General features: G+C 55.5%; 12 protein-coding genes. 3 read left to right on the forward strand and 9 right to left on the reverse strand.

Going from position 1 to position 20175, the window contains the following annotated elements; genetic code table 11:
- Positions 1-5: 5 nt before the first annotated feature.
- The 3 genes from glpC to glpA are packed head-to-tail and all read right to left on the reverse strand — an operon-like array spanning position 6 to position 4061.
- Positions 6-1193 carry an anaerobic glycerol-3-phosphate dehydrogenase subunit GlpC gene (glpC, locus tag ACMYSK_RS01310; RefSeq protein WP_434639603.1) on the reverse strand — a complete coding sequence of 396 codons (1188 nt, stop codon included), beginning with the start codon at positions 1191-1193 and terminating at the stop codon, positions 6-8.
- A complete protein-coding gene (gene glpB / locus ACMYSK_RS01315; RefSeq protein WP_434639604.1) occupies positions 1190-2449 on the reverse strand; it encodes a glycerol-3-phosphate dehydrogenase subunit GlpB in 1260 nt (419 codons plus the stop codon). The genes glpC and glpB overlap by 4 nt, the downstream gene beginning before the upstream one ends.
- On the reverse strand, positions 2439-4061 hold the full coding sequence (gene glpA / locus ACMYSK_RS01320) for an anaerobic glycerol-3-phosphate dehydrogenase subunit A (protein WP_434639606.1): 1623 nt from the start codon (positions 4059-4061) through the stop codon (positions 2439-2441). Before glpA ends, glpB begins: the two co-directional genes overlap by 11 nt.
- A gap of 271 nt (positions 4062-4332) precedes the next feature.
- Between glpA and glpT the strand changes: the two genes are divergently transcribed.
- On the forward strand, positions 4333-5679 hold the full coding sequence (gene glpT / locus ACMYSK_RS01325; protein WP_434639608.1) for a glycerol-3-phosphate transporter: 1347 nt from the start codon (positions 4333-4335) through the stop codon (positions 5677-5679).
- A gap of 81 nt (positions 5680-5760) precedes the next feature.
- Here the strand turns inward: glpT and yfaE are convergent, their stop codons facing one another.
- From yfaE to ubiG, 4 genes are all read right to left on the reverse strand, one after another.
- Complete coding sequence (gene yfaE / locus ACMYSK_RS01330; protein WP_004201692.1) at positions 5761-6015, reverse strand: class I ribonucleotide reductase maintenance protein YfaE; 255 nt, start codon at positions 6013-6015, stop codon at positions 5761-5763.
- The gene (gene nrdB, locus ACMYSK_RS01335) at positions 6015-7145 is read right to left on the reverse strand and encodes a class Ia ribonucleoside-diphosphate reductase subunit beta (protein ID WP_434639611.1); all 1131 of its coding nucleotides are present in this window, start codon (positions 7143-7145) and stop codon (positions 6015-6017) included. Before nrdB ends, yfaE begins: the two co-directional genes overlap by 1 nt.
- Before the next feature lie 102 nt (positions 7146-7247).
- A complete protein-coding gene (gene nrdA, locus ACMYSK_RS01340; RefSeq protein ID WP_434639614.1) occupies positions 7248-9533 on the reverse strand; it encodes a class 1a ribonucleoside-diphosphate reductase subunit alpha in 2286 nt (761 codons plus the stop codon).
- A 356-nt stretch (positions 9534-9889) separates the two neighbouring features.
- Complete coding sequence (gene ubiG / locus ACMYSK_RS01345; protein ID WP_434639617.1) at positions 9890-10618, reverse strand: bifunctional 2-polyprenyl-6-hydroxyphenol methylase/3-demethylubiquinol 3-O-methyltransferase UbiG; 729 nt, start codon at positions 10616-10618, stop codon at positions 9890-9892.
- Between the two features lie 234 nt (positions 10619-10852).
- Between ubiG and gyrA the strand changes: the two genes are divergently transcribed.
- Positions 10853-13492 carry a DNA topoisomerase (ATP-hydrolyzing) subunit A gene (gene gyrA / locus ACMYSK_RS01350; protein ID WP_434639618.1) on the forward strand — a complete coding sequence of 880 codons (2640 nt, stop codon included), beginning with the start codon at positions 10853-10855 and terminating at the stop codon, positions 13490-13492.
- Between the two features lie 168 nt (positions 13493-13660).
- Entirely contained in the window at positions 13661-16513 is a 2853-nt protein-coding gene (rcsC, locus tag ACMYSK_RS01355; RefSeq protein ID WP_434639621.1) for a two-component system sensor histidine kinase RcsC, read from the forward strand.
- A gap of 81 nt (positions 16514-16594) precedes the next feature.
- Here rcsC and rcsB read toward each other — a convergent pair whose 3' ends face one another.
- Together rcsB and rcsD are read right to left on the reverse strand one after the other, a co-directional pair.
- Positions 16595-17245 carry a response regulator transcription factor RcsB gene (rcsB, locus tag ACMYSK_RS01360; RefSeq protein WP_002913007.1) on the reverse strand — a complete coding sequence of 217 codons (651 nt, stop codon included), beginning with the start codon at positions 17243-17245 and terminating at the stop codon, positions 16595-16597.
- 16 nt (positions 17246-17261) lie between these two features.
- Complete coding sequence (rcsD, locus tag ACMYSK_RS01365) at positions 17262-19919, reverse strand: phosphotransferase RcsD (protein ID WP_434639625.1); 2658 nt, start codon at positions 19917-19919, stop codon at positions 17262-17264.
- Positions 19920-20175 lie beyond the last annotated feature (256 nt).

Here is a 20175-nt window from a genome sequence, read left to right on the forward strand (position 1 = left end):
CTTCCTCAGACAGGCGCCTCCAGCGCCTGTGCCAGTAGGGTAATCGGATGTTCACAGCGCTTGCTGGTGGACATCTCGATTTGCCATTTGCAGGTTTCGCAATCGGTGATCACCAGATCGGCGCCGCTCTCCTCAATCTGACGAAACAGCGGTGCGCCGATGGCCTGCGAAGAGGGATAGTTTTCCGATTTAAACCCGTAGGTGCCGGCGATGCCGCAGCACTGCGAATCCAGCACCTCCAGCTGCAGCCCCGGGATCTGTCGCAGCAGTTCAAGGGTATACAGCGACCAGCCCATTTTCTCCATATGACAAGGCGTGTGATAGACCACCTTCAGCGGCAGCGGCCGTAAGGGCAGGGTGCGTCCGGCATCAAGCTGGCGCCAGATCCAGCGGGTCGCCAGCTCGACCCGGTCGCGAACGTCCTGGTTATCGACATCCAGCAGGTGCGGGTATTCATCGCGCAGGGTAAACGTGCAGGTTGATGAGGTGGCGATGACCGGCAGCGGCGTCTCCCGCATCGCGGTGACGTTGCTCTGTGCCTGGCGTCGGGCCTTGGCAAAAAAGCCGTTGGCGATAAGCGGCACGCCGCAGCATTTTTCTTTGCTTAAGAGCTGTACGCCGGTGCCCATCGCATTCAGTACACGGATGAGATCGTGCCCGAGCTGCGGATGGTTGTAGTTGACGTAACAGCCGTGAAAGAACGCCACCTGTTCACTAAACTGCGCCTGAAGGGCCGCCTGCCGACGATAAGCCCGACGAAAAGTGCCAAAGCCGTATTTTGGCAGCGTCCGGCGGTGGTCAATCTTGAGCGCCGTATCGAGCAGCCGGCGAACCGGTTTTAGCCCCGTAGCGGCGTTGACCAGCGGAGCAAACGGCGTCGACAGCGTGCCCATCAGGTCGGTATGGCTGAGGATAGCATCGCGAAGCGTCGGCTTTTGCTGACCGTACTGCGCCCGCGCTCGCTGGATAATATCGCCAATTTTAACATCAGAGGGGCAGGCGACTTCGCAGCGCTTGCAGTTAATACAATATTTTAAGGCTTCGTCGTACAGCGCCCCGTCTTTCAGCCGCAGGCGTTCACCGTCCGGTCCCGCTTGTTTCGGGCCGGGATAGCGGGGATTTACCCGGCTGACCGGGCAGCTGGTGGTACATACGGTACATTTAATGCAGCTTTCAAAGCGGGTGTCGCTCATCGCGCGCCTCCGGCAAGATCATTAATCAGGTTTGCGACGTGCAGCGCGGTGACTGCGCAAACGCCGCCGCCGCATCCTAGCTGGATGGCGTCAAAACCGCCCAGCAGCGAGCCGATGGCAAACAGGTTGTTCAACGGCTGACCGTCAAGCTGCGGGCGGAGCTGTGCATCCGTTTTCAGGCCGAAGCGCTGCCAGGGTTGGGAGGCAAAGAAATCACGCTGATACCAACTCTCTCGCGGGGAGGTCTGGTGCAGGTCGAGGCCGAGAATCGACTCCCGAACGCGCTCTTTATCGGCGGTCAAACCGTTGCTGAAGAAACTCCCGCTGGCCAGAACCGCAAAGCGGGGACGAAGCGCAACATCGCCATGTTGCCGGGTCCAGACGGCGGTGACGCTTCCCTCCTGATGGCTGATTCGCGTAACTTCGTCTCCCGCCAGCCAGGTGCCACCGGTCCGAATAAAACGACGCTGGAGCTGGTTATGCAGGCGCATGCCCGGAACCGAAGGCGGCAGCGTGGGCAGCAGGCGCAGCGGGCAGGGCAGCTGTTCCTGCAGCCAGGTGTACAGCCCGGCATCATTCAGGCCGAAGCAGGCGGGCATAATCAGCAGGTCGTGCGCCTGCGCCAGCGGGAGTAATGCGGCAAGCAGCGCAGGCCAGTGGGCCTCTTCGTCGAGCATTCTGGCGATATTCACCGCGCGAAATTCACTCGGGTTATCCCGCAGCACATCCAGCATCGGTAAGTCTATTTCTGCTGCTATCGCGTTCACGCCCTGCTGCATGAGCGATGCGGCGGCCAGATGCGGCTGGAAGTCGGCGAAACCACCGATGCCTACCACGCCAACGCGGCGAGCGGACAGCGGCGCCACGGGCACCTCCTGCGGAGAGAGCCACGTCGGGCGCAGGGTGCCCAGCGGCGTGACGCGCGTATGCGGCCGCCTGGCCTCACCGTGCATCGCGATGCCGCTGGCAGCCAGCAGCGCCTCGGTTTGCGCGGCGTACGCCATGACCTGGTCCGCGCCCAGCAGCGCATAAGGATGTGCGGGAAGCTGTTCTGCCAGGCGGGTAATCCCGCGGGCAACATCGCTGACGGGGTCGCCATCGGGAAGGGCGCAGAGCAAATCCAGTGACGCAGAGGAAAAGTGCAGTGCGCTTTGGCCCCGGCTGACGATAACGCTGCGCAGGCCGAATTGATTAAGCGTCAGCCCGCAGAGCAGGCCAGCCAGGCCGCCGCCGATAATTACGCAGTCAAATTTCATCCTGGGGCTCCTTTTGCAGTCCGCACAGTCCGAGGTAGACCCAGCGGGTGAATTCGCTTTCCCGTAGCGCATCGCCCCAGGCAACGGGCTGGACGCCTTTCCAGCGTTCGTTTAAAAAATCAGAAAGCTGGGTCAGCGACTGGGTGGGAGTGGTGATGTTAAAACGCTGTAGAAGCCCGGCGGCCCGACAGGCGCACAATTCTCCCTGGCAGGTGCCCATGCCGATTCGCGTACGGCGACGTAAATCGAGCAGGTTGCTGACCGCTAAATTTTCCACTGCGTACTGCACTTCTCCGGCGGTCACCATTTCACATTCGCAGATGAGACTGCGATGTTGCCGGGTATCTCCAAGCCAGGCTGGCGTGCGATCGCCGTGGCGATAGAGAGCGGAACCGCGCAGCGGGGCGGGTAACGAGATGATTTTTTTTACCGTGGCTTCGGGGGGCTCCGTTGAGCCAGGCAGCGGGGTATCGGCGGTAGAACAGGGGATGCTGTTGCCCAGCTTGCGGCAAACGGCATCCGTTGCCCACTCCGCCATCAGACGATAGGTCATCAGCTTACCGCCGGTGATGGTGATAAAGCCCTCCATTCCGTCGCGTTCGGCGTGATCGAGCAGAACGATACCGCGGCTGACGCTACGTCCGCTGGGGTCATCATCGCTGGCCACCAGCGGGCGTACGCCGGAGTATGCGCGTAGCACGCGCGTACGGCCGAGCACCGGGGCCAGTTTTTCCCCTTCCCGCAGCAGCGTGTCAACTTCGGCAGCGGTGACCCGGTTGTCATCAATCTCATCGTAGGGAATATGCTCAGAGGTGGTGCCAATCAGTGAAATGGTATCTCCGGGCACCAGAATATCGGCATCGGCGGGTTTGCGGCAGCGATTGATAACCTGCCGGTTAATGCGATGATCGAGGATCAGCAGCGATCCCTTGGCCGGGAACATGGCGATGCGCAGATCGGCATATTCAGCGATCCGTTGCCCCCAGATCCCGGCGGCATTGACCACGATACCGGCGTGCAGGCTACGCATTTCGCGACGTTGATGATCATAAAACTGTACACCGCAGACGCGATCCGCCTTGCGGAGAAGGCCGGTGATTTCGCAGCCGGTCAGAATGTTCGCGCCATGCTCCCGCGCGTCAAGCATGTTGGCGGCCGTGAGGCGGAACGGATCAATGGTGCCGTCGGGGACCTGTACGGCACCAAGCAGGGCCGGATTGACGGCCGGCTCGATGCGTAGCGCTTCCGCAGGGGATAGCTGCCGGGTTTCGATGCCGGCCTGCTGACAGGCGGTGATAAACGTTTGTTGCCACGCCAGATCGTCCTCGGGAAGGGTAATAAAGAGTCCGTGGGTTGGTTCAACGCAGTGGCGGGCGATGCGGCGCAGGATTCGGTTTTCGCTGATGCATTCCCGAGCTGATTCACCGTCGGTAACGGCATAGCGGGCGCCGCTGTGCAGCAGCCCGTGGTTGCGCCCGGTTGCCCCGGTGGCAATATCGTGGCGTTCCAGTAGCGTTACGCGCAGCCCTCGGAGCGCGCAGTCCCGCGCGATCCCGGCGCCGGTTGCGCCGCCGCCGATGATAATGACATCGCATTCACGGGTTTCGGCCATCGTTCAATCCCTCTGCTTTCGTTTTGCGCCATTTAGCCATACAAAGAGTATATTTTGTTTGATTTCGAGCATATTCGCGCGTTATTCGAGCGCGTTGTGTGATTCCATGCTCACAATGGAATTTTTTTGTCATATTTTTGTAACAAAGCGTGCGATGTTTCACAGTATCCATGCCGGGCTTTGCCTACCATCCCGCCTCATCAGAAGTAGGTGATTAGATTAGATTTTTCTTATCGGTTTCAGTAGAGAAGAAATGGCCACGGAGGCTGCTATGTTCACTATTTTTAAACCCGCACCGCATAAGGCTCGTTTACCCGCGGCGGAAATTGACCCTCTGTATCGTCGACTGCGCTGGCAAATTTTTATCGGTATTTTCTTTGGTTATGCCGCCTACTATCTGGTTCGTAAAAACTTTGCCCTGGCCATGCCCTATCTGGTTGAGCAAGGTTTTTCCCGCGGCGATCTGGGTTTCGCCCTCTCCGGTATTTCGATTGCCTATGGATTTTCGAAATTCATCATGGGATCGGTATCGGATCGCTCGAATCCGCGCATTTTTCTGCCCGCAGGTTTGATTCTGGCTGCGCTGGTGATGCTGGTGATGGGGTTTGTTCCCTGGGCGACCTCCAGCATTATGGTGATGTTTGTGCTGCTGTTCCTGTGCGGCTGGTTCCAGGGGATGGGCTGGCCGCCGTGCGGGCGGACGATGGTGCACTGGTGGTCGCAGAAAGAGCGCGGTGGCATCGTTTCGGTGTGGAACTGCGCGCATAACGTGGGCGGCGGGATCCCTCCGCTGCTGTTCCTGCTGGGGATGGCCTGGTTTAACGACTGGCACGCGGCGCTATATATGCCGGCGTTTGGCGCAATTGTGCTGGCGGTATTTGCCTTTGCGATGATGCGCGATACACCGCAGTCCTGCGGCCTGCCGCCGATTGAAGAGTATAAAAATGACTACCCAGATGATTACAGTGAAAAGCATGAAGAAGAGCTGACCGCCAGGCAGATCTTCAGGCAGTATATTTTGCCGAACAAACTGCTGTGGTATATCGCCGTAGCCAACGTGTTTGTCTATTTACTGCGTTACGGCATCCTCGACTGGTCGCCGACCTATCTGAAAGAAGTGAAGCACTTTGCGCTGGATAAATCGTCCTGGGCCTACTTCCTATATGAGTATGCGGGGATCCCGGGCACGCTGATTTGCGGCTGGATGTCCGACAAGGTGTTTAAAGGCAATCGCGGAGCGACCGGGGTTTTCTTTATGACGCTGGTGACGATTGCGACCGTGGTTTACTGGCTTAACCCGCCGGGCAACCCGGGTATCGACATGGCCTGTATGATTGTCATTGGCTTCCTGATCTATGGCCCGGTGATGCTGATTGGCCTGCATGCCCTTGAGCTGGCACCGAAAAAAGCCGCCGGTACTGCCGCCGGTTTTACCGGTCTGTTTGGCTACCTCGGGGGGTCCGTTGCTGCCAGCGCGATCGTTGGCTATACGGTTGATTTCTTTGGCTGGGACGGCGGCTTTATGGTGATGATCGGCGGTAGCGTGCTGGCGGTTGTGTTACTGGTGGTGGTTATGATTGGCGAAAAGCGTCATCACCAACAGCTGAAGCCGTCTTAATGAGGAAGAACATCGCTGACCCGCGATGAGAGTAACAAGCCCATTTGTGCCGGCTGGCGCGAATGGGCTGTCGCGAAGAGGTTACATCTCGATTTCGATATCACCTTTCGCCCGGCAGCAGCAGGGCAAAATCTCTCCCGGCTGGATAAACGCCAGCGGCTCGGTCAGCCAGTCAACCTGGCCGGAAACCAGCCGCGTGCGACAGGATCCGCAATAGCCGGCGCGACACTGATACTCCACGTCGATATTATGCGATTCCAGTGCAGCCAGCAGGGAAGGGTGTTCATCCTGACACTCAAGGCGAGTGTCAGAAATTTTCAAAAAAATGCGCTTCATCAGAGCTGGAAATTGCTCAGGTCGTCCGCGTCGACTTCGGCATCGATCTGGCCGACCAGGTAGGAACTGACTTCAACTTCCTGCGGGGCAACCTGCACGTTATCGGAAACCAGCCAGGTGTTAATCCACGGAATTGGGTTGGAGCGGGTCTGGAACGGTAGATCAAGACCCACCGCCTGCATGCGGATATTGGTGATGTACTCTACGTACTGGCAGAGAATATCTTTGTTCAGGCCGATCATCGAACCGTCGCGGAACAGGTAATCCGCCCACTCTTTTTCCTGCTGTGCCGCCAGAACGAACAGGTCATAGCACTCCTGCTTGCACTCTTCGGCAATTTCTGCCATCTCCGGGTCGTCCACGCCGGAACGCAGCAGGTTTAGCATGTGCTGGGTGCCGGTCAGATGCAGCGCTTCGTCACGAGCGATGAGACGGATAATTTTGGCGTTGCCTTCCATCAGCTTGCGTTCGGCAAAAGCAAAGGAGCAGGCGAAGCTGACGTAGAAGCGAATCGCTTCCAGCGCGTTGACGCTCATCAGGCACAGGTAGAGTTTCTTTTTCAGCTCGCGCAGGCTGACGGTGACGGTTTTCCCGTTGACGGTGTGGGTGCCTTCACCCAGCAAATGCCAGTAGCTGGTCAGTTCGATCAGCGTGTCGTAGTACTGGGAAATGCCTTCCGCACGTTTCTGGATTTGCTCGTTGGTGACGATATCGTCAAAGACGATAGCCGGATCGTTAACGATATTGCGGATGATATGGGTATAGGAGCGAGAGTGAATCGTCTCCGAGAACGCCCAGGTTTCCACCCACGTTTCCAGTTCTGGAATCGAAATCAGCGGCAGCAGGGCCACGTTCGGGCTACGGCCCTGGATGGAGTCCAGCAGCGTCTGATACTTCAGGTTGCTGATGAAAATATGTTTTTCGTGTTCCGGCAGCGCCTGGTAATCGATACGGTCGCGGGAGACATCTACCTCTTCCGGACGCCAGAAGAAAGAGAGCTGCTTTTCGATCAGCTTTTCGAAGATGTCATATTTTTGCTGATCGTAGCGGGCAACGTTAACCGGTTGGCCAAAAAACATCGGCTCAAGCAGCTGATTGTTTTTTGTCTGTGAAAAAGTGGTATAGGCCATTGCAGAGAGTCCTGTTGAGATTTTATTGCCCGGCGGCACAGCGCTTACCGGGACTACAAAACCGTAGGCCGGGTAAGCAAAGCGCCACCCGGCAAAAAAAACTTAAATCTTACATGCACCGCTTTCGCAGCCGTCGTCCTGGATGGACGGCGCCAGATCGTCCTGGGCATCTTCCGCGCCATCACGGGTGTTGTGATAGTACAGAGTTTTTACGCCGAATTTATAGGCATTGAGCAAGTCTTTCAGCAACTGCTGCATTGGCACTTTACCTGACGGGAAACGCGTCGGGTCATAGTTGGTGTTGGCCGAAATCGACTGGTCGATAAACTTCTGCATGACGCCAACCAGCTGGAGGTAGCCGTCATTGTTCGGCATTTCCCACAGCAGCTCGTAGTTACCCTGCAGTTTTTCGTAGTCCGGTACGACCTGACGCAAAATACCGTCTTTCGAGGCTTTAATGCTGACATGACCGCGCGGCGGCTCAATACCGTTGGTGGCGTTAGAGATCTGCGATGAGGTCTCAGACGGCATCAGAGCAGAGAGCGTAGAGTTGCGCAGGCCGTGCGTCTTAATCGACTCACGCAGCCCTTCCCAATCGTAATGCAGCGGTTCGTTGACGATAGCATCGAGATCTTTTTTATAGGTATCGATCGGCAGGACGCCCTGCGCATAGGTAGTTTCGTTGAACCACGGGCACGCGCCCTGTTCAATCGCCAGCTGGTTTGAGGCTTTCAGCAGGTAGTACTGAATGGCCTCAAAGGTTTTATGCGTCAGGTTGTTGGCGCTGCCGTCAGAGTAGCGTTTACCGTGCTTCGCCAGGTAGTAGGCGAAGTTGATCACGCCAATACCCAGCGTACGACGGCCCATTGCGCCGCGTTTAGCCGCCAGAATCGGGTAGTCCTGATAATCCAGCAGCGCATCCAGCGCGCGAACCGCCAGGACCGCCAGTTCTTCCAGTTCGTCGAGGCTCTCAATGGCACCAAGGTTAAAGGCGGACAGCGTACAGAGCGCAATTTCGCCGTTTTCGTCGTTGACGTCATCCAGCGGTTTGGTCGGCAGGGCGATTTCCAGACACAGGTTGGACTGGCGAACCGGTGCCACAACCGGGTCAAACGGGCTATGGGTGTTGCAGTGGTCAACGTTCTGGATGTAGATACGCCCGGTAGAGGCGCGTTCCTGCATCATCAGGGAGAACAGCTCAACCGCTTTGATCCGCTGTTTGCGAATGCTGTCGTCTTTTTCGTACTGGGTGTACAGGCGCTCAAATTCGTCCTGGTTGGCGAAGAAGGCATCGTACAGCCCTGGAACGTCTGATGGGCTGAACAGGGTGATGTCTTCACCTTTCAGCAGACGGGTGTACATCAGTTTGTTGATTTGTACGCCGTAGTCCATGTGACGAACGCGGTTGGCGTCGGTGCCACGGTTGTTTTTCAACACCAGCAGGCTTTCAACTTCCAGATGCCACATCGGGTAAAACAGCGTGGCTGCACCGCCGCGCACGCCGCCCTGTGAGCAGGACTTCACCGCCGTCTGGAAGTGCTTATAGAACGGGATACAGCCGGTGTGGAATGCTTCACCACCGCGGATTGGGCTGCCCAGCGCACGGATGCGGCCGGCGTTAATCCCGATGCCTGCGCGCTGGGAAACGTATTTCACGATGGCGCTGGAGGTGGCGTTGATGGAGTCGAGGCTATCGCCGCACTCGATCAGCACGCAGGAGCTGAACTGGCGGGTTGGGGTGCGCACGCCGGACATAATCGGCGTCGGCAGCGAGATTTTAAACGTGGAGACGGCATCATAAAAACGCTTGATGTAGTCCAGACGTGTCTCACGCGGGTAGTTTGAGAACAGGCACGCGGCAACCAGGATGTAGAGGAACTGGGCGCTCTCATAAATTTCACCGGTCACACGGTTCTGTACCAGATATTTGCCTTCCAGCTGCTTAACGGCGGCATAGGAGAAGCTCATATCGCGATCGTGGACAATGAACGAGTCCATCTGCTTGAACTCTTCTTCCGTGTAGTCTTCCAGCAGATGAGTATCGTATTTGCCGTTTTTAACCATTCTGGTGACGTGATCGTACAGCGCTGGCGGTTCAAACTGGCCGTAGGCTTTTTTACGCAGATGGAAGATGGCCAGGCGCGCGGCGAGATACTGGTAATCCGGCGCATCGCGGGAGATCAGGTCCGCGGCAGCCTTAATGATTGTTTCGTGGATATCGGCAGTTTTGATGCCGTCGTAGAACTGAATGTGGGAGCGCAGTTCTACCTGAGAAATCGAAACGTTATTCAGTCCTTCTGCCGCCCAATCCAGTACGCGATGGATTTTATCGAGATTGATGCGCTCGGTGCTACCGTCACGCTTTGTCACCAGCAGACTCTGATTCATGTGGATTATACCTGTCCGTGAGAGAAAATATCCCCCGCTTATCCACAGAACGTCGTTGTGACTAACTCTGTGGATAAATACTATATGTAGGGGGTTGTAGATAAAAAGAACGCTATATGGTGAGTATTTTAGTAAGGATTCTTTTGAGTACAAGGGTTGATTTTGACGTTAACTTGAGGTTGCGGAAGCGTAATGATCGCGAAGTCCACGTCGCATAAGGCCTGGCGGAGATGTCAATAAACTGGAAAATAAAAATGAAAATTTGATCGAGTGCTGATTTCTTCGACGGATGTAAAAATTACGCGGCTTGATGCCGCGCAATCATCAGATAATCCTCATACGAAAAACAGCTGACGTTAAGCGTTTTTTGCCGTTGTATGTAACATGTAGTTAACATCTACGCCCGGCGCCAGCTTGAAGGTATTCGTCAGCGGATTGTAGTGCAGGCCGATAATATGCTGCTCTTTCAGCGTTGTCTGATCAACCCAGCCGATAAGCTCCGCCGGCTTGATGAATTTTTTCACATCATGGGTCCCTTTTGGCACCATCTTCATCACGTACTCAGCGCCAACTACCGCCATCAGCCACGCTTTACCGTTGCGGTTAATGGTGGAGAAGAACACCTGGCCGCCGGGTTTCACCAGACGGGCACAGGCGTGAACTACCGATTGCGGGTCCGGCACGTGTTCCAGCATCTCCATGCAGGTCACCACATCGTACTGCCCGGCGTGCTTCGCCGCGTGCTCTTCTACCGTCTCCTGGACATACTCCACCTGCACGCCGCTTTCCAGCGCGTGCAGTTTCGCCACCTGCAGCGGTTCAAAGCCCATATCGAGCCCGGTTACCGTAGCGCCTTCGCGCGCCATGCTCTCGGCAAGGATGCCGCCGCCGCAGCCAACGTCGAGTACCTTTTTACCAAACAGGCCACCGGAGCGCTCCGCAATATAGCCAAGACGCAGCGGATTGATGCGATGTAAGGGTTTAAACTCGCCCTCTAAGTCCCACCAGCGCGAGGCGACGGCTTCAAATTTAGCAATTTCATTATGATCAACGTTGTGGGCCACCGGCTGTTTTTCGGCATTCATGGGCGCTTTGACTCCTTTTCTGTTCAGACCGGCGAGTATATCAGCAGACCGGCATGAATAAACCGTCTATGCCCGTCGCCTTTCGCGCTAACCCGATTACGCTTATCGGGACGCCGGTATTTTCCGCCACGATGCAACGCGAAATTCATTGGGTATAGATTTACCCGTATCACCGTGGCTGTGTTATAATTTGCGACCTTTGAATCCGGGATACAGTAGAGGGATAGCGGTTAGATGAGCGACCTTGCGAGAGAAATTACACCGGTCAACATTGAGGAAGAGCTTAAGAGCTCGTATCTGGATTATGCGATGTCGGTCATTGTTGGCCGTGCGCTTCCGGATGTCCGAGATGGCCTGAAACCGGTACACCGTCGCGTACTTTACGCCATGAACGTATTGGGCAATGACTGGAACAAAGCCTATAAAAAATCCGCCCGTGTCGTGGGTGACGTAATCGGTAAATACCACCCTCATGGTGATACCGCCGTTTATGACACCATTGTACGTATGGCGCAGCCATTCTCCTTACGTTATATGCTGGTCGATGGCCAGGGTAACTTCGGTTCTGTCGATGGCGACTCCGCCGCAGCGATGCGTTATACGGAAATCCGTATGTCGAAAATCGCTCACGAGCTGATGGCCGACCTCGAAAAAGAGACGGTTGATTTCGTTGATAACTATGACGGCACGGAGAGAATCCCTGACGTCATGCCGACGAAAATCCCTAACCTGCTGGTAAACGGTTCGTCCGGTATTGCCGTCGGGATGGCAACCAACATTCCGCCGCATAACCTGACGGAAGTGATTAACGGCTGCCTGGCTTATATCGACGATGAGGACATCTCCGTCGAAGGTCTGATGGAACATATCCCAGGTCCTGACTTCCCGACCGCCGCCATTATTAATGGCCGTCGCGGCATTGAGGAAGCCTACCGCACCGGCCGTGGCAAAATTTATATTCGCGCCCGCGCTGAGGTAGAAACCGACGCTAAAACCGGCCGCGAAACCATCATCGTGCATGAAATTCCTTATCAGGTGAACAAAGCTCGCCTGATCGAGAAAATGGCCGAGCTGGTGAAAGAGAAGCGTCTGGAAGGGATCAGCGCGCTGCGTGATGAGTCTGATAAAGACGGCATGCGCATCGTTATTGAGATCAAGCGTGATGCGGTGGGTGAAGTGGTTCTTAACAACCTCTACTCGCTGACTCAGCTGCAGACCTCTTTCGGCATTAACATGGTTGCTCTGCACCATGGTCAGCCGAAGATCATGAACCTGAAAGATATTCTTTCTGCGTTTGTGCGTCACCGCCGTGAGGTAGTGACCCGCCGGACTATTTTCGAGCTGCGTAAAGCCCGCGACCGTGCGCATATCCTTGAAGCTCTGGCGATTGCGCTGGCCAACATCGACCCGATCATTGAACTTATCCGCCGCGCGCCAACGCCTGCGGAAGCGAAAGCCGGGCTGGTTTCCAGACCCTGGGATCTGGGCAACGTGGCGCCGATGCTGGAACGCGCCGGTGATGATGCCGCTCGTCCGGAGTGGTTGGATCCAGAGTTCGGCGTACGCGACGGTCAATACTATCTGACCGAACAGCAGGCCCAGGCTATCCTGGATCTGCGTTTGCAGAAGCTGACCGGCCTTGAGCATGAAAAACTGCTCGACGAGTACAAAGAGCTGCTGGAACAGATTGCTGAGCTGCTGCATATCCTCGGCAGCGCCGATCGCCTGATGGAAGTGATCCGTGAAGAACTGGAAGCCATGCGCGAGCAGTTTGGCGACCAGCGTCGTACCGAAATCACCGCCAACACCGCAGATATCAACATCGAAGATCTGATCAACCAGGAAGATGTGGTGGTCACCCTGTCTCATCAGGGCTATGTGAAGTATCAGCCGCTGACCGACTATGAAGCACAGCGTCGTGGTGGCAAAGGTAAATCAGCCGCACGTATTAAAGAAGAAGACTTTATTGACCGCCTGCTGGTGGCCAATACCCATGACACGATCCTCTGCTTCTCCAGCCGTGGTCGCCTGTACTGGATGAAGGTCTATCAGCTGCCGGAAGCAAGCCGCGGTGCTCGTGGGCGTCCAATCGTCAACCTGCTGCCGCTGGAAGCCAACGAACGCATCACGGCGATTCTGCCGGTACGCGAATACGAAGAAGGTGTGAACGTCTTTATGGCAACCGCGAGCGGTACCGTGAAGAAAACCGCGCTGACCGAGTTCAGCCGTCCGCGTTCGGCGGGTATTATTGCCGTTAACCTGAACGAAGGCGATGAGCTGATTGGCGTTGACCTGACTAACGGTAACGATGAAGCGATGCTGTTCTCGGCCGCCGGTAAAGTGGTGCGCTTTAAAGAGAGCGCGGTCCGTGCCATGGGCCGTACCGCAACCGGCGTTCGCGGCATCAAGCTGGCGGGTGAAGATAAAGTGGTTTCGCTGATCATTCCTCGCGGCGAAGGCGCTATTCTGACCGTCACGCAGAATGGCTACGGTAAACGTACGGCGGCGGAAGAGTATCCGACCAAGTCCCGTGCGACGCAGGGTGTTATCTCCATCAAGGTCACCGAGCGTAACGGTTCCGTCGTCGGCGCCGTGCAGGTTGATGATTGCGATCAGATTATGATGATCACCGATGCCGGTACGCTGGTTCGTACTCGCGTGTCGGAAGTCAGCATCGTCGGTCGTAACACTCAGGGCGTTATTCTGATCCGTACCGCGGAAGATGAAAACGTCGTGGGTCTGCAGCGCGTTGCTGAGCCGGTTGATGACGAAGAGCTGGATGCCATCGACGGCAGCGTAGCGGAAGGCGACGACGAGATCGCGCCGGAAACTGACGCAGACGCGGATGATGACATTGCCGAAGATGACGAATAATCTGCGGTAGCTCGACGAAAAGGGCCGGGATATCTCCCGGCCTTTTTTATTGGTCCGCGTATCTGCCTACGCTGTGTGAAATCCAGAGAGTATAACGTTGCGACGAAACGTGTTTACCGCTACCTTAACCCCATTCTGTTGAGTCCCTGACGGCCGAGTATCGCCACATTGAAATATCTTGCCTCTTTTCATACCACGCTAAAGGTTTCACGCTACCTGTTCAGAGCGCTGGCGGTACTGCTCTGGATGCTGATCGCTTTCGTCTCCGTGTTCTATATCGTCAATGCGCTGCACGACAGAGAGTCAGAAATTCGCCAGGAGTTTAACCTCAACGCCGACCAGGCGCAGCGCTACATCCAGCGGACTGCGGATGTGATTAAAGAGCTGAAATACGTCGCGGGGAACCGTACTGCCAGCGGGGGCGAGGGAGGGGATTCTCCGGTTCCGAATGGCAACATCGCCGTTCCTGATTTCGAGCCGCTGTATCCTGATTCCGATTGCGGGACGATGAGCACCACCTGGCGTAATTCTCTACAGTCGCTGGCGTGGTTTATGCGCTACTGGCGGGATAACTTTTCCGCGGCGTACGATCTCAACCGCATCTTTCTCATCGGCAGCGATAATTTATGTATGGCTAACTTTGGCCTGCGCGAAATGCCGCTGGAGCGCGATCAGGCGCTGAAAGTGCTGCACCAGCGCATCGAACAGTATCGCGATGCGCCGCAAAACGAACGCGGGAGCAACCTGTTCTGGATAAGCCAGGGCGTGCGTCCGGGCGTGGGATATTTTTATGCGCTGACGCCGGTGTATATGGCAAACCGCCTGCAGGCGATGCTGGGGATTGAGCAGACCATTCGTATGGAGAGCTTCTTTACGCCCGGCAGTCTGCCGATGAGCGTCACGATCCTCGATGATAACGGTCAGCCGCTCATTTCTCTTGCCGGGCAGGACAATAAAATAAAAAGCGAAGCCCGCTGGATGCAGGAGCGTATCTGGTTTGGCTATACCGCCGGTTTCCGCGAGCTGGCGTTGAAGAAGAGCCTCCCGCCGTCGTCGCTCAGCATTGTGTACTCAGTCTCGGTCGATCAGGTGCTCGAGCGCATCCGAATGCTGATTATCAACGCGATTGTGCTGAATATTCTGACCGGGGTGATTCTGTTCGCGCTGGCGCGGATGTATGAGCGGCGGATCTTTATCCCGGCGGAAAATGATGCCCAGCGGCTGGAAGAGCACGAACAATTCAACCGCAAGATAGTCGCGTCGGCTCCGGTCGGGATTTGCATCCTGCGTACCCTCGATGGCACCAATATTCTGAGTAACGAACTGGCGCACAACTACCTCAACATGCTGACCCATGAAGACAGGCAGCGCTTAACGCAGATTATTTGCGGCCAACAGGTCAACTTTGTGGATGTCTTGACCAGTAATAACACTAACCTGCAAATCAGCTTCGTGCATTCGCGCTATCGCAATGAAAACGTCGCCATTTGCGTGCTGGTGGACGTCAGCGCTCGCGTCAAAATGGAAGAATCATTGCAGGAAATGGCCCAGGCCGCAGAGCAGGCCAGCCAGTCAAAATCGATGTTCCTCGCGACCGTCAGCCATGAACTGCGCACGCCGCTGTACGGCATAATTGGCAACCTTGATTTATTGCAAACCAAAGAGCTACCCAAGGGCGTCGACAGGCTGGTCACGGCGATGAATAACTCGTCGAGCCTGCTGCTGAAGATTATCAGCGATATTCTTGATTTCTCGAAAATCGAATCCGAGCAGTTGAAAATCGAGCCCGGTGAGTTCTCACCCCGTGAGGTGATGAACCATATCTCCGCCAACTATTTGCCGCTGGTGGTGCGTAAGCAGCTGGGGCTTTACTGCTTTATTGAGCCTGATGTTCCGCAACTGATGACCGGCGACCCAATGCGGTTGCAGCAGGTTATTTCTAACCTGTTGAGCAACGCTATCAAATTTACCGACACCGGCTGTATTGTCCTGCACGTGCAGTGCGCGGGAGATTACCTGCAGATTAGCGTGCGTGATACCGGCGAAGGGATCCCGGCAAAAGAGGTGGTGCGCCTGTTTGACCCGTTCTTCCAGGTCGGGACCGGCGTGCAGCGCAACTTCCAGGGCACCGGTCTGGGGCTGGCGATATGTGAAAAGCTCATCAGTATGATGGATGGCGATATTGCCGTCGAAACCGAGCCGGGAATGGGCAGCCGTTTCACCATTCGTATTCCGCTGTATGGCGTGCAAAACCGGTCGCCGCTGGCGATCGATGGTCTGGCGGACAAATGCTGCTGGCTGGCCATTCGCAATACTTCCCTGGCGCTGTTTGTTGAATCGCTGCTCAATTATCACGGGCTTCGCACGCAAATCTATGACGGACGCCAGCCGGGGGAAGATGATATTTTGCTGACGGATGATGAACCGGATATCCGCTGGCAGGGGAGTGCAGCGGTGATTTTCTGCCGCCGGCATATCGGTATTCCGCTGGAACGCGCGCCTGGGGAATGGATCCACAGCGTGACGACGCCGCACGAGCTGTTGCCGCTGCTGGGACGTATTTTCCGTATTGCGGTAACGGCCACCGAACACGGACCTGCGCTCGCCGCTCCGGAAACCCAGGTCGCCAGCAATGACGATATGATGATCCTGGTGGTGGACGATCATCCGATTAACCGTCGACTGCTGGCGGACCAGCTCGGCTCGCTGGGATATCAGTGCGTGACGGCAAACGATGGGGTTGATGCGCTGACCGTGCTAAGCAAACAGCATATCGATATTGTGCTGAGCGATGTCAACATGCCGAATATGGATGGCTACCGCCTGACCCAGCGCATTCGCGAGCTGGGCATGACCCTGCCGGTTATCGGGGTGACCGCCAACGCCCTGGCGGAGGAGAAACAGCGCTGTCTGGAATCGGGGATGGATAACTGTCTGTCTAAGCCGGTGACTCTCGATATTATCAAACAGACGCTGGCGGTATACGCTGCGCGAGTGCGCAAAGAAAGAGAATCGAGCTGAGGATGAGCAGCGGCGCGGGCGCGTCGGCTGCTTTACTTGCCCGGATAAGGCGCGCTGGCGCCGTCACCCGGGCAGGAGGCGTTACTCTTTGTCGGTGGCGCTAAGAGAAACGGAAGACAGATAGTTCAGCAGGGCGATATCATTTTCCACGCCGAGCTTCATCATCGCCGATTTCTTTTGGCTGCTGATGGTTTTAATGCTGCGGTTCAGCTTTTTGGCAATTTCGGTTACCAGGAAGCCTTCGGCGAACAGGCGGAGAACTTCGCTCTCTTTCGGCGAAAGGCGCTTATCTCCGTAACCGCTGGCGCTGATTTTTTCCAGCAAACGCGAAACGCTTTCCGGCGTGAATTTTTTGCCTTTTTGCAGCGCTGCCAGCGCTTTAGGCAGGTCGGTCGGCGCGCCTTGTTTCAGCACGATCCCTTCGATATCGAGATCCAGTACGGCGCTGAGGATCGCCGGGTTGTTGTTCATCGTCAGAACGATAATCGACAGATCCGGGAAATGGCGTTTGATATATTTGATCAAGGTGATCCCGTCGCCGTATTTGTCGCCAGGCATCGACAGGTCAGTAATCAAAACGTGTGCGTCTAACTTCGGAAGATTATTGATAAGTGCCGTTGAATCTTCAAATTCGCCGACCACGTTGACCCATTCGATTTGCTCAAGAGATTTGCGAATACCGAACAGTACGATCGGGTGGTCATCGGCAATAATTACGTTCATAGTGTTCATGTATTAGGCTACCTTGCTACAGCAAGCTCTTGACGTAAACGTCAATGTCGCTGATATATTTTTCTATGCCTTGCGCATCTTTCTCGCGAATCAGATGCTCAAGCGTTTCACATAACTGTTTGCCGGGTATCAGATTAAGCATAGCAAATGCCCCTTTGAGGCGGTGCGCTGTCTGCGCCAGCGCAGCTAAATCGCTCGTTGCCAGTTCAGTATACAGCCTCTTAACATCATCCGGAACCGTGTCGGCAAATAGTGCGTAATAGCCGCTGGCATGGAGTTCGGCGTTACTTTCGCTTCCCGGAGAGGCGGATTGCCCCTCTTCCTGCGCCAGCTGCTGTTCAATCAGTTGCAGAATGGCTTCCTGCATGGCTGTGCTGATATTAAAATTGACACGCAGCTGGCCTGGGCCAATTTTGCGTATCCCAACCTCATCATCGCTTAAAAGCAAGCCCGAAGCAGTAAGATTAGACGGATTATCCGTTAAAAAGAGATCGTATTCTTGACTTGTCAGCCTTTCGTCCGGGGTGATACAGCTTGCTCCCCAGCTTTCAAGCTGGCGTACGACAATTCGGCGCACCTCATTGGCGGTAATATCCAGCATCACCACGACATCATCCAGCAGATGCTCGCCGGAGTCGCTCTCTTCTTCGCTGGCCGGCATCTTGAGATGCAGTGAATAGCGGGTTCCCAGCGATTCGCGCGCTTTAATGTTCATCTGGCCGCCAAGCTTGCGCGTCAGGCGATCGCAGAGCCAGAAGGTGAGGGCGTTGGCGTTGCCGTACAGGTCGGACTGGGTCTCATTCAGGTACGGGAAGTGCATATTATCAATTTCGTTTCCGGAAACGCCGTTGCCGGTATCCAGAATGCGGAAGGTCAGCCGATCGTCTGCGGACTCATCTTTACTCACTTCAAGCGTAATTTTGCCAAGTTGCGTCGTGGTGACCGAATATTGAATGAGCAACAGCAGCGTACGGCGCAGCGCATCACGATCGCCATAACGTTGCTCATTGGCCGGTAGCGCATTATTGATAAGCAGCTGCAGACCTTTGCGCTTAATGATTGGCAGCACCTCGGGCACCACTTCATCAATAAGCTCCTGAATGGAGAACAGCCCCGGACTGCTTTTCCAGCTGTCGCTCTCCAGCAGGTTCGCCAGCTGAATTTCATCAATCAGATGCACCAGTTGGTCCGCATGCTGTGCAAGCTGGAGACTCTGGGCAATCCCAATGGCAGCCGCTTCTTCCGCCAGGCTCTGCGCCGGTTGCTTTAAGGCGCTGCCGATATGCTGCATAAACGCGACGCGTCCCTGCTGGTTTTTTTCATACAGACGCTGAGCCTGCTTCAGCTTTTTACTGACCAGCACCTCCCGGTCCTGATCGCGAATAATGAAGATCTGCGTCCGGGGCGCGACCTGGCTGCGATACTGGCGAATTTCATACAGCTCGTTATTGACCGTCGCTTGAATAACGCCCTGATGCTGATCCGCCATGTTGGTGATGTTCTGCAGGTTCAGGTGCGGCAGGAGATGATCGGCAATCGGGTTGCTGATGATCGTGCGGTTGGCTTCCTGATCGTGGACCAGCAGTCCCAGCGGCAACAGCGAGACTATCTCTTCGTTAATCGCGCGCAGGGTACGCAATTCACCGCTGGCGGCAGAAGAGACGGCGGTACCGGTCTGACGGTTGCGGCCATTGTAATGACGGAAGGTGGTGAAACCGAACAGCGTCAAAGCCAGCAGACCGATAATCAGCAGCAGCGGCAGGAGAACATTCTGCAGGGATTCCAGCAGCAGCGAACCGGTCGGTACGACCCACACCAGGCGCATACCGGTGGTGTTGATACCGGTGGTGATTTCAATTCGTGTGCCGTTAAAATCGATATTAACGCTATCGGCCGCTTCTTTTTCCGGACTGGCGGCCGCGCTCTGCGCCGGGTCGGGTTCAACACGGAAATTATCCAGCGCCATGCCCGGCGGGATGAGATCGTTAATCGGCAGATCGAAGGCAACAACGGTCGGCAGGTGGCCCGGCTGGTTAAAGGTGGTGCGCAGGGTGAAATAGTGGCCATTTTGCCAGGAGAGGTGGCGTAGAGACGAAAAGGTTTCTCTCTCGTCCAGGGTGTTTGCCTGCAGCAACATTTCTGCACGGCGGGATTCCACTACGCTGGTAATCGCTGACTCTTTAAAACTGGATGACAGGTCTTTCAACGGCAGCGTAGACACCAGGATCAGACTGTTATCCAGACCATTCAGATAGTACATCGACCACGGGATAGTTTCCGCGCCCCACAGGATGTCGAGGTAGCTGGACATTTTTTGCGTCATTTCCAGGGTGGCGCTGTCGTGAGATCCAAAAATGAGCGCTTCGGTTTTCCGTCGCGGTTTTTCCAGATAGTAAACATCCTGCTTCAGGCGTGTCTCTTGCAGGCCATCTCCGGCCGTACTGGAAGGGGTTGCGGCGATATTGTCGTAAATCTGCCAGGTTGCGTAGCGCCAGGTATCGATGCGTTTATGTAACGCATGGCTCACATCAATAACCTGATAGCTTTTATCTTTCAGCCACGTATTGACCGCGCTTTGAATCATGACACCCATCGTCGCCAGCAGGACGATGACCATTAAAATGAAGAAGCGGGTGATGCTGCCTGGCATCAGGGAGAATTTTTTCTGGGTCATCGTGTGACGGAGCGGCTCATCAAGGTTTGTAAGCAGGGCATCGCCCCAGGTAGCTGCTAGCAGAGTAAATACGCTGAACAGTATAAAGGCTAATTTATCAAATCCATACTACAGATTGCGGTTCAGTAATTTTTTAATCGTGAGAATTATCTTAAAGCGGTCGGGAGTAATAAGTCTCAATAAGATGTACAGCAATATGGTGCTTGTACAATTATTTACCTGTTTCTGGTAATAAATAGCACTAAATAACAAGAAA

The sequence above is a fragment of the Klebsiella sp. I138 genome (genome assembly GCF_051131765.1).
Classification (GTDB): domain Bacteria; phylum Pseudomonadota; class Gammaproteobacteria; order Enterobacterales; family Enterobacteriaceae; genus Klebsiella.